Origin of the sequence: Corynebacterium sp. HMSC071F07, assembly GCF_001810285.1 — a bacterium.
Classification (GTDB): domain Bacteria; phylum Actinomycetota; class Actinomycetes; order Mycobacteriales; family Mycobacteriaceae; genus Corynebacterium; species Corynebacterium simulans.
This window is the reverse complement of the sequence record NZ_KV800694.1, coordinates 72,054-82,745: the sequence shown is the minus strand read 5'-3', so window position 1 is coordinate 82,745 and position 10,692 is coordinate 72,054. Positions and strand designations below refer to the sequence as shown.

Annotated in this window: 10 protein-coding genes and 1 tRNA gene; 6 read left to right on the top strand and 5 right to left on the bottom strand. The window is 58.2% G+C overall.

Annotated elements, in window-relative coordinates:
* The coding region (locus tag HMPREF2724_RS02030; RefSeq protein ID WP_070586906.1) for a molybdopterin molybdotransferase MoeA at positions 1-871 on the bottom strand (871 nt) is incomplete at its 3' end.
* 84 nt (positions 872-955) lie between these two features.
* On the opposite strand from HMPREF2724_RS02030, the gene HMPREF2724_RS02025 reads away from it, so the two are divergent.
* The 3 genes from HMPREF2724_RS02025 (at position 956) to HMPREF2724_RS02015 (ending at position 2,124) form a co-directional block, all read left to right on the top strand.
* Entirely contained in the window at positions 956-1,213 is a 258-nt protein-coding gene (locus tag HMPREF2724_RS02025; RefSeq protein WP_062039224.1) for a MoaD/ThiS family protein, read from the top strand.
* 246 nt (positions 1,214-1,459) lie between these two features.
* Positions 1,460-1,639, top strand: a complete 180-nt coding sequence (locus HMPREF2724_RS02020) for a hypothetical protein (RefSeq protein WP_062036262.1) — start codon at positions 1,460-1,462, stop codon at positions 1,637-1,639.
* 95 nt (positions 1,640-1,734) lie between these two features.
* Positions 1,735-2,124 carry a hypothetical protein gene (locus HMPREF2724_RS02015; RefSeq protein WP_062036260.1) on the top strand — a complete coding sequence of 130 codons (390 nt, stop codon included), beginning with the start codon at positions 1,735-1,737 and terminating at the stop codon, positions 2,122-2,124.
* Between the two features lie 94 nt (positions 2,125-2,218).
* Here HMPREF2724_RS02015 and hisC read toward each other — a convergent pair whose 3' ends face one another.
* Positions 2,219-3,271 (bottom strand): histidinol-phosphate transaminase, encoded by a 1,053-nt coding sequence (hisC, locus tag HMPREF2724_RS02010; protein ID WP_070586904.1) that lies wholly within the window; start codon positions 3,269-3,271, stop codon positions 2,219-2,221.
* Between the two features lie 10 nt (positions 3,272-3,281).
* Positions 3,282-4,973: an alpha-keto acid decarboxylase family protein gene (locus tag HMPREF2724_RS02005; protein ID WP_070586901.1), complete on the bottom strand. Its 1,692-nt coding sequence runs from the start codon at positions 4,971-4,973 to the stop codon at positions 3,282-3,284.
* Between the two features lie 100 nt (positions 4,974-5,073).
* Between HMPREF2724_RS02005 and HMPREF2724_RS02000 the strand changes: the two genes are divergently transcribed.
* Together HMPREF2724_RS02000 and HMPREF2724_RS01995 are read left to right on the top strand one after the other, a co-directional pair.
* A complete protein-coding gene (locus HMPREF2724_RS02000) occupies positions 5,074-6,204 on the top strand; it encodes a helix-turn-helix domain-containing protein (RefSeq protein WP_070586898.1) in 1,131 nt (376 codons plus the stop codon).
* A gap of 89 nt (positions 6,205-6,293) precedes the next feature.
* A tRNA-Ser gene (locus HMPREF2724_RS01995) sits at positions 6,294-6,385 on the top strand.
* A 49-nt stretch (positions 6,386-6,434) separates the two neighbouring features.
* On the opposite strand, the gene HMPREF2724_RS01990 is transcribed toward HMPREF2724_RS01995, so the two are convergent.
* Together HMPREF2724_RS01990 and HMPREF2724_RS01985 are read right to left on the bottom strand one after the other, a co-directional pair.
* Complete coding sequence (locus HMPREF2724_RS01990; protein WP_235591330.1) at positions 6,435-7,166, bottom strand: response regulator; 732 nt, start codon at positions 7,164-7,166, stop codon at positions 6,435-6,437.
* Positions 7,167-7,847: 681 nt separating this feature from the next.
* Entirely contained in the window at positions 7,848-9,254 is a 1,407-nt protein-coding gene (locus tag HMPREF2724_RS01985; RefSeq protein ID WP_070455671.1) for an NAD-dependent succinate-semialdehyde dehydrogenase, read from the bottom strand.
* A 174-nt stretch (positions 9,255-9,428) separates the two neighbouring features.
* Between HMPREF2724_RS01985 and HMPREF2724_RS01980 the strand changes: the two genes are divergently transcribed.
* Positions 9,429-10,692, top strand: a 1,264-nt coding sequence (locus HMPREF2724_RS01980; RefSeq protein WP_246818190.1) for a TrkH family potassium uptake protein, incomplete at its 3' end; no start/stop codon positions are given.

The following is a 10,692-nucleotide window of genomic DNA, read 5'->3' as shown; positions in this document are numbered from 1 at the left end:
CGGGGTTGCCGGGCAGGCAGATAACCGGGACGCTGCTTAGCTTGGACAGTCCCTGCGGTCCGCCGGGCTGCTGTGCCACGTGGCCGAACCAGCCGTCTTCTTCGAAGACTTGGCGCACGACTTCGAACTTGCCGTGGGATACGCCGCCGGAGGTGACGATGGCGTCGGGCTGGTAAACGCGAACCACGCCTTCCAGATCGGAGCGCAGGATGCCTGGGTCATCGTTGGTGCGTACAAAGGCGACGACCTCAATGCCGTACTCGCGGCAGAGAGCAGCAATCATCGGCGCATTCGCATCGGGGATGCTGGCCGCACCTTGGCCGCCGATCTCTGCGCCACCCGTGGCGACCACGATGCGTGCCGGGGCATAGACCTCGACTTCAGTGATGCCTTGGGAGGCCAGCGTGCCGATGATGGCTGGGGTCAGCCGCGTGCCTTCCTCCACCAGCACCTTGCCAGCCGCGATGTCGGATCCGGCCTCGCGGATGAACTGGCCCGCCGGAGCCGCCGGAATGGTGACTTTTTCCCCTTCGCGCGGGAACTGCGGTGGCTCGCATTGCTCCACTGGGACGATGGTCACGGTGTTCTCTGGCACCTTGGCGCCGGTCATGATTGGGGCCGCGATGCCATCCTGTGCAGCGCTGGGCACAGCACCGGCAGCCACCGTCTGGCCGACGGTGAAGGTGCCGCCTTCCGTCGTGGTGATGGCGTAGCCGTCCATCTGCGAGTTATTAAAGCGCGGCATGTCATAAGCCGCGGCGATGGTGCGCGCGAGGATCAAGCCATCGACCTCCAGCAGTGAGCGCGTCACCACCGTCGGCGCAGGTAGTGCCCCACGGATAGCTGCTAGGTGTTCTTCGTAACTGCGCATGCTGGCGTGCCTCTCCTTATGTTCCTGGTTAACCTCTTCAATTTTAACGGCACTTTCAATGCAAAAACTGGCATAGTGGCAGACATGGTTGAAATTCACTATTTCGCCGCCGCCCGCGCAGCGGCAGGTGTAAGCCACGAACAGATTGCAGCTCCTGCAACGCTAGGCGAGCTGCTGGACACCGTGGCCGCAGAGCACAGTGGCACCACCGAGGCCGGCATGAACTTGGGCGAGGTGCTAGACCGCTGCACCTTCCTGGTGGATGGCAAAAACGCCGAACGCGCCGCCTCCCTCACGGGTGCGACGCGTGTTGACGTGTTGCCGCCTTTTGCAGGCGGGTAGGGCTGCTGGTCTAGTGTCTTGTATCGGTCCTCAGGGCATTTACGTCCGACAATAGACTGTGATGTGGATGCTTTCATGGAACACGTCCATTTTCACCTTCATGTTCTGGTCAAACCACAAAATCCGAGAAGAGTATACGAAAGTACCCGATTTAGAAACAGGACTCATTGGTGGGAAAAGAATTGTTAGTCTAAAGGGCGATTCTTAAGCTCAGTTGACGACGAAAATTGTAAGGACGATGCGGAAATGAAATTGCTTAAAGCTTTTACCCTTGTCGTTCTCATTGCAGGGGTTTTGTTGTGCGTAGCGGGCCTATATTGGGAAAATAAGCTTACCAATCTTGGGATTCCCATAGCCTTGCTAGGCATCGCTCTTTCGGTTGCTATACCTGTGAAAAAGAGAAGCGAAGGGGAAAAACACGCTTAGCACAGGTAGTGAAATGAAGAACGCTAAGTTTACGTGTTTCATTCATCAATGAGTCCCGTTTGAAGTGTCTTCGGGAGCCGAAAGCTATAAGGTCCATGTTGCCCGATAAACCGCGCAAGATTCTCACTGCCGATGAAGTCTACGACGCTGTCATTGATTGGTTCAGAGCCGATGATGATTGGGTCAATCTTGTCTACATCGTCCAAGATACCGGCTACGATGACGACGCACTGACTAGTGAGCAGCTTCAGGATGTCATTGAAAAAGTCATGAGCTTTGATGACCTTGCTATATATGACGCTGCAAGCCCTTCATCAAGTGAGATTGGAACAAACTTTGGTGGCAACCCACTGCCTAGGGACGCGGACGCAGCGGCATTGAGCCGATTCATCATTGAAAAGGACCGAGCTGGCCTGCTGATGGCGCTTATGGTTGTCCCGCATCCGGATAAGCACAAGATGCCTTACGAATACGACGAGGAATAGGAGTATATCGCGGCTTGCGATATATCGCTTCGCTAAAAGGGGGTGCTGCTTTGGTGGCAACCCCTTTTGTGATCTTTTACCCGCTTTGCCGTTTTTAGGCGCCGAAAGCAGCCTCCCACGCCTTGAGGAGTACATCGGTCTCCTCGACGGTGGTGATGGAGATGCGTACGCCTTCGTCGAAGGCGCGAACCAGCACGCCGTTTTCGGCGAGCTTGGCAGCGACTTCTTGTGGGGTGCCCAGTTCGGTGATGTTTGCTGCCGGGAACCAGATGTGGTTGGTCTCGGAAGCAGGAACGCCGAACTTAGCAAAGTGCTCAGTGACGCGCTCGCGCTGGCGAACCGTCTCGTCGGTGCGCTCACGCAGGGAATCCTGTGCCACCAGAGAGTGCAGGGCGCCGACCTGAGCCACCGTGTTCACGGAGAACGGGATGGCTACCTTGTTCAACGCCTCAATGATCTCTTTGTCGCCGAAGGCATAGCCCACGCGCACGCCCGCTAGGCCGTAGGCCTTGGAGAAAGTGCGCAGGCCCACGACGTTGCGGTGCGTCTTGACGTACTCGGTGGCCAGCGGCAGTGAGCCGTTGCGGTTGTACTCGATGTAAGCCTCGTCCAATGCCACGATGATGTCATCCGGCACGGCCGCCAGGAACTCGTCGAATTCCGCGCGGGTGATGATCGAACCGGTGGGGTTATTCGGATTGCACACGAAGATAACCTTGGTCTTTTCCGTCACGGCCTTGGCCATTGCCGGCAAGTCCACGCGGTGTTCCTCATTCAGTGGGACCGGAACCGGCGTCGCGCCAACCACGTGGGCGAAGATTGGATAGGCCTCGAAGGAACGCCACGGGAAAACCACTTCATCGCCAGGCTGGCAGGTGATTTGTACCAGCTGCTGGCAGATGGCAGAAGAACCCGTTCCCACGGCCACCTCATCGAGCGTCAGGCCAAGGTGCTCTGCGAGTGCAGTGCGCAGCTCGACGACGCCCATGTCTGGGTAACGATTGGCGTCGCCAGCCGCGGCCTCCATGGCCTTGAGCGCCTCCGGAAGCGGAGGCTGGGTGGCCTCATTGGAAGACAGCTTTAAAGCAGTCTCATTGCGGGCACCGGGAACATAGACGGGCAGGGAGGAAAGATCGGATCGAATCATGGCAACCACCTTAGCCCTGGGAAGAGGTTTCCGGGTTGCGCGGACCGCGAGGGCCGTAGTCAAACTCCGCCGTGAGCGGGCCGAACGCCTGCAGGCCCTTCGGTGCATCAAAAGCGTCGAGCTGGACCTCAAGGAAGGCGCCGCGCTCCGGGTGCTCAGAAATGTCCGCGAGCGCCTTAGCCAGCTCGCCCTCGGTCTTCGCTGCGTAGGACTCCATGGTGGTATCTGCCTTGAAGACCTTCGGCAGCTCGTTGTAGCTCCAGTTCTGGATGGCGTTGTACTCCTGCTCCATGCCCAGGATGTAGCGCTCAATGGTGTAGCCATCGTTGTTGACCAGAACGATGATTGGCTTGAGCCCCTGGCGCAGGATGGTAGAAAGCTCCTGAGCGGTCAGCTGGAAGGAACCATCGCCAATGAAGAGCACGTGGCGGCGCTCCGGGTTAGCCAGTTGGGAGCCCAGCACGGCAGGCAGGGTAAAGCCGATGGAGCCCCAGATAGTGGAGTTGATGTACTGCACGCCCTCCGGCATACGCAGCGGGCCCAGGCCGATGTTGGAAGTACCCGCCTCGGCGATGACCACGTCGTCTTCCTTGAGGAAGTGAACCATCTGGTTCCAGATGCGCTCCTGGGTCAGCGGCGCTGACTCGTCTGGTTCGAAGGTCGGCAGCTCAAACTTCTCGCCCGTGGCGGCTTCCTTGGCTGGGATGCGCTCGACGAGGACGTCGAGAAGCTCAAGCGTATTGATACCCACGAAGTACTCGCCGTCAGCATTGAGATGCTGATCGCCGAAGTTGAACACGTGCGCCTTATCCAGATTGTGGGTGAAGGAACCGGAGTTGACCTCGATGAAGCGTGGGTTGGTGGTGACCAGGAAGTCGGAGTTTTCGATGCGCTCCTGTACGCCCGGGGCGGAAGCGGCGCCGTTGTAGGTGCCGATGAACAGCGGGTCGCGCTCGGACAGGATGGCCTTGCCGGAAGAAAGCTGGGAGTACGGCAGCTGGGCCTTGTCGATGATGGCGCGGAACTTCTCGGTAAAACCGTGGCGATCGGTGTCTTGGTCGATCAGGAAGATGGGATCCTTGGCCGCAGCCAGCGCCTCGAGCACGCGATCGGCGGCGGCGTTGAGACGCTCCTGGTCGGAGGTAGCCAGCTCGGTGCTGAACGGGGTATCCGGGACCTCGATGGTCAGGTGCGTGATATCGGAAGGGATCTGGATGTGCACCGGGCGCTTCTCGCGCAGGCAGGTGTGCAGGGCGCGGTCGAATTCCTCGACCCCGTTCATCGGGGAAACGCGGGTGGCTACCTCGGTAAACGGTGCGATGGCGTCGAGCATGTTGGCAAAGTCGCCGTCGGCAAGCGAGTGGTGCAGGTTCCAACCGAACTCGGTGGCGTACTGCGGCGGTGCGCCAGCGATGGAGACCATCGGAACGTGCTCCGCGCGAGCACCCGCGATGCCGTTGAGCGCAGAAAGCTCGCCCACGCCGTAGGTGGTGAGCAGACAGCCGACGCCGCGCTGGCGGGCGTAGCCATCAGCGGCATAGGCCGCGTTCAGCTCATTGCAGGCGCCGACGAAACGGATGTCCTTGTCTTCGTCGATCTGCTCGAGGAAGCTCAAGTTGAAATCGCCCGGGACACCGATGATTTCGGTGATGCCGATGGCCTTCAAGCGATCAAGGATAAATTCGCCGACAGTAGTCTGCATTGCGAGTCCTTTCTTTTGATAGCGATAAAACGTGCTTTTTCGATTATCGTAGGTCACATTTTTGTTGTCATTAGTCAAAATAGAGAACTATCTTTGACATATGTCGAAACTGACGGCGCCGAACCTGGCGCGGATTCAAGAGTTAGCCGATGACATCGCGCGGCAGTTGCAATGCTCGGTGGAGGTAACCACTCCTTCTATCAACGTGATTGCGGCAAGCGCGCAGTTGGGCGCCGTGGATAGTCACCGCGTGGCCTCGATTCTGGAGCGCACCCCGCCGCCGGAGCCGATCCCGTGGATGCTCAGTTATGGCATTCAGGAATCTTCTGCCCCGGTGCGCCTGCCGGCGAATGCGGAATATGACATGCTCCCGCGCGTGGTTATTCCTTTGCGCCACGGTCCTGACCTGGTAGGGCACGTGTGGATCATTGATGAGCACGCGCTTTCCGACGCCGCTCTTGCCTCCGTTTCCCCGCAACTGAGCACGCTGACCAAGTTGGTAGACGAGCGCGATGCTTACCTGGCCACTCGTGCGCAGCAGCTTGGTGACTTAACCCGTGACATCGTTGCGGGTGATGAAAGTGCGCTGGCTATAGCCCGCGAGCGCGACCTTTTGCCGCGTGATGGGGAAGTGCTCATTCACCGTATCGACGTAGACGGTGATTTAGTCCAGCTGACGATGGAACTCGCCCGTCCGCTGCGGCGGCGTCCGTTTCTGGCCCTGGACTTGCATGATTCGCTCATCATTGTGGAATCCCCGCGCGACGAGCAAGACACGAAAACGCTGATTGAGGAGGTTGCTTCCGCGGCCCTTACGGCGGGAACGCAGATTGGTGCGCGGGGCAGTGCTCCCACTGCGCGTCGGGCTCGTTTCATGGCCGACGTGGCGCGGCTAACCGGGCAACCTGCGATGGACTGGGCTGCGGCTGGCGCCTGGCGCGCGCTGTTGGGTTGGGATCTGAGTCCGGCTACCGTGCGCGCGCTGAGCCCCGATGCCGCACTGCTTTTAGACGCCGAGCGCAAAAGCTACTGGGAAAGTCTGCTTTGTTATTTCGAGTATTCCCGCAACGTCAATGACACAGCCGCCGCGCTGTATATTCACCGTGCTACTTTGCATTATCGCCTAGACCACGTCCGTGAGATTCTGGGCTCGGCTGCCCTCGAAGATGGCTGGCGCTGTGCCGCTTTGTATGTGGCATTGAAGCTGCATGCGGCGCTTAATCGCCGCTAAAACCTAAGCAGTTAGACGGTAGTGAGGGGGCTGTTTGGCACGCGTGGAGGGGCTCGGGTAAAGTAAGCGAAGATTCATTGCGAATCGCTGGAGACGTGCCAGAGCGGCCGAATGGGGCTCCCTGCTAAGGAGTTGACTTGCTTGCGCAGGTCCGGAGGTTCAAATCCTCTCGTCTCCGCCACTTGAGAAGTCTCGAGACATCGTTTACTCGCTGTCTCGAGACTTTTTACTTAGACCCCGATGTGGGGCAGTGCGGTTATTGCCAAGCTGAGCCTGGAGCTCACCGCGAAGACGGACATTAGGTGGGAAATCTGCTTCTTAACGGTCGATTGTGCGTAGTGCATCGACTTGGCGATCTCTGCGTTTGAGCGCCCTTCGCAGATGTGGCTCAAGATTTGCTTCTCAGTATCGGTGAGTAAGGCGTACTTCTCATTGAACTCGATAACGCTGGATTCTTTGTCGTTATCGCCCTCTGTATGGGAATCGGATTGGGGAAGGTAGTCAACCAGGCGGGTTAGTGCGTGCGGCGATACGGCTGTGCCACCGTTTACCGCCTCGCGCACAGCGGCATACATTGTGGCTGGCTTGCTGCTTTTTACAACGTAGCCGGCCCCTCCGTTGGTTAAGACCTCGATCATTGTTTTGTCAGTGTCTAAAGCGGTTATTGCTACGAATGCTGGTGGGGTGGGCCGCTTCTTGGCCTCGCGCAAGAGCGTTATTCCGTCCATCTCGGGCATGTGAATATCGGCGATGATGACATCGATGTCGATTTGGTCGAGAAGCGAAAGGGCTTCGACGCCGGTGCTGGCCTCGGCGACGACGTGAATGTCGGCAGTGTATGAGAAGTAGGTCTTCAGCGACGAGCGTACGAGGGGATCGTCATCAACGATCAACGTCGCAATGCGGCTATCGGTGTCAGCGGTGCTCATCGATGCTGGATCGCCGACTTGGAAAATAGCCATAGGTATCTACTTTCATAGTTAAAACTCTTATTTATGCACACTCTATTTGTACCATCATTGAGCTCAATTAAAACCCCCCGTGCAAAGGGCTTATACAAAGGAGGATACGAAAGTATATTTCGCCTGAATATAAAGCTAAATTTGGGCAATTTCCGGTGGTTCAAGCGCGGTTAGGGGTAGCTTACTTACGGTAGCGGAAGTATGGTCCTAGGTGGATTCAGGCAAAGCCCAGTTCCACTTGTTAATGACCCTTTTACAGTTAGGACTCCATCATGGAAATCGCATCCACCGTTCTCGAAATCCTCGGCGGCATCTTCGAGGCAATCGCTGAAGGTCTGCAGAAGTAAAAGCTTCTAAAACCTTCAAACGCTCCCGTAGGCTAGTTCAATCGCACTGCCTCCGGGAGCGTTTGCATGTTTTGCGTGGGATGCTGCGCTTGGACTCTTTATCGGTCTTAGGGGCGTCCTTGTGCTGCACCGTGGTTGCCGCTAGGTGGTGAGGTCTAGATGGTGAGGAGTAAATGGTGAGGTCGCCTAACAATAATCACAGCGCTTAACACGAACCGCAGCGGTTACGGGGTGACCTCCCCATTTGTGGCCACAGTAAAAGACGAACCCCCGCCCCACCAGTGATGAGCTGGCAGGACGGGGGGTGCGGCTCTGGAAGAGCGGGCTCGTGTACTTACATCGCCGGGGAGAGGCCCGCGTCGTCCTGGCCGCTGACGCGGTAGAGGTGTTCGTTGACGAACTCACCCACGCCCCAGCGCTCGAGCTCGCGGCCATAGCCGGAGCGGTTAATGCCGCCGAACGGGAGGCCGGCAGCGGTGACGGAAGCCTCGTTGACGAAGGTCATGCCGTCGTTAAGCTGCTGCGCCACCTCGAAGGCCTTGTCGAGGTCGGAACCCCACACGGAGCTGGAGAGGCCATAGTCAGAGTTGTTGGCAATCGCGATGGCCTCGTCGATGTCCTTTGCCTTGTAGATGACTGCGACTGGGCCGAAGATCTCGTTGCAGGCGATCTCGGCGGAAGGATCGACGTCGCTAAGCAGCGTTGGCTCCATGTAGGCGCCGTCGCGGTCTACCTTCTTGCCACCCACACGGACGGTGGCGGTGCCATCGGCAACAGCCTTGTCGAGGCGCTCGATGATTTCGTCGCGGGCACCGATGGAGGACAGTGGGCCGATGTCGGCATTCTCGTCGTCGTATGGGCCGACCTTGAGGTTGCCGATCTTCTCCACCAGGTAGTCGAGGGTGCGGTCGTAGAAATCCTCCAACACAATCAGGCGCTTTGGGGCGTTGCAGGCCTGACCGGTGTTGTACATGCGGATAGGTACGAACTGATCGAGGGTCCACTCGAGCTTCTTGTCATCGATGATGATGAATGGGTCGTTGCCGCCGAGCTCCAGCACGGACTTCTTGTAGTTCTCACCCGCGGTCTTTGCCACCGCAGCGCCGGCTGCTTCAGAGCCGGTGAGGGAAACGCCCTTGATGCGCTTGTCCGCCACGAAGGCATCCATCTGGGAGCCGGAAGCGTAGATGTTGATGAAAGCGTCCTTCGGCAGACCTGCCTCTTCCAGGAGATCCTGGCAGGCCTGGGAAGACAGCGGGCAGATGGAAGCGTGCTTGAGCACGATGGTGTTACCCAGCAAAAGGTTCGGCGCCGCGAAGCGGGCAACCTGGTAGTACGGGAAGTTCCATGGCATAACGCCCAGCAGCGGGCCGAGCGGCTCCTTTTGAACAACAGTCTTTTGCGCGCCCTGGGCCGCCAAGTACTCGGGCGCGAGCAGCTCGTGAGCGTGCTCGGCGTACCAGCGGTAGATGTCAGCGACGATTTGAATCTCGCCCTTTGCCCAGCGCGTGAGCTTACCCATCTCACGGCCGATGTGCTCGGCTAGCTTGTCTGCATTTTCTTCATAGAGATCTGCAGTGCGGAAGAGGATGGCTGCACGCTCCTCGATTGAGGTGCGGGACCAGCTCTTGAAGGCTTCCGTGGAGCGGTCCAGGATCGCGTCACGGTCAGAGTCATTGATGCGGTCGAAGGTCTCCTCGGAGAGGCCAGTGTTTGGGTTCTCAAGTGCAAAAGTACTCATGTCCCCTGTGTACCCGCGGTGTGCCGAGCCTTCAAGAAAAATTAGTCACTTATAAAATGGTAAATCGCCCTAACAGGTCTATCATCCCTATTTGTGAAACGAAGATCTTTGCAGAACCGAAGCCGCATCTTTGGCCCTGCACGCGTGACAGCTTTGGGCTTTTTTCTGCTCATCATGCTGGGGGCATTCCTGCTGATGCTGCCATTTTCTACCGAAGGCACGCAGTGGACTCCTCCTTTACACGCTTTCTTTACAGCGACTTCCGCTGTCTCTCTGACCGGTCTTATCGTTGAAGATACCGGCACGTACTGGACTCCCTTCGGCCAAGTGGTAATTATCACCCTCATCCAGCTCGGCGGCTTGGGAATCATGTCGCTTGCCTCCTTATCCGGCATGCTTTTAACCGGACGCATCAGCTTGAAAGCGCGGCGCTCGACGGCCGCCGAGGGCCGCCCCGTAGCCGGCGGCATTCGCCGTACCCTCTTGCTTACCTTTCTCGTCACCCTCGTTTGCGAGGCTGCAGTTGCTGTCCTCTTGGCCCTACGCCTGCATTTCGCACATGGCGTCCCAGTACTGCGCGCGATGTGGGAGGGTGTCTTCCACGCGATTTCGGCATTTAACAACGCGGGTTTTAGTACGTACTCGGACAATATGATTGGTTTTAATACCGATGCGTGGATTCTGCTGCCGGTGGCCTTTGCGCTCATCGTGGGTGGCTTAGGCTATCCCATGTTGGCGGAGATAGTGCGCCGTATCCGCGGCCGGATCAAGCTCGCCCTGCGAGGGCGTGCGCCGCGCGTGCACCACATGTCCATTACCGCGCGGATGACGCTGGTGGGAACTGCCATTTTGCTCTTCGGCGGCATGACGTTTTTCTTGGTGGCCGAGTGGTCCGGCGTGCTGGCAGATATGCCGTTTGGCACCAAGCTGCTCAATAGCTTCTTCATGAGTGCTTCGCCGCGTACAGCGGGCTTTAATGCCATCGACTACGGGCATGTACATTCCATTACCTTGATGGCCTCGGACATCTTGATGTTCATCGGCGGCGGCTCCGCCGGTACGGCCGGCGGCGTGAAAGTGACCACCACCTGCGTGCTCGTTGCGGCGATGGCGGCGGAGTTCCTGGGCCGTGAGGACACCACCATCGGTAAGCGCCGTTTGCCGAATTCGATTACGCGCCAGGCGCTCGCCCTGACTGTGGCCGGTGCGGCAGTGGCGATGTTCGGAGTTGGAACCCTAGTGGTTTTGAACCCGCAATTCTCTACCGACCAGATCACCTTCGAGGTGCTCTCGGCTTTCGCCACCGTTGGTCTGTCCACAGGTATTACGGCCAGCCTGACCGCGCCTTCCCAGATTATTTTGTGCTTCATCATGTACCTTGGCCGCGTTGGGCCGACCACGTTGGTGGCCGCTTTGGCCGCGCGCACAGTAACTCGTC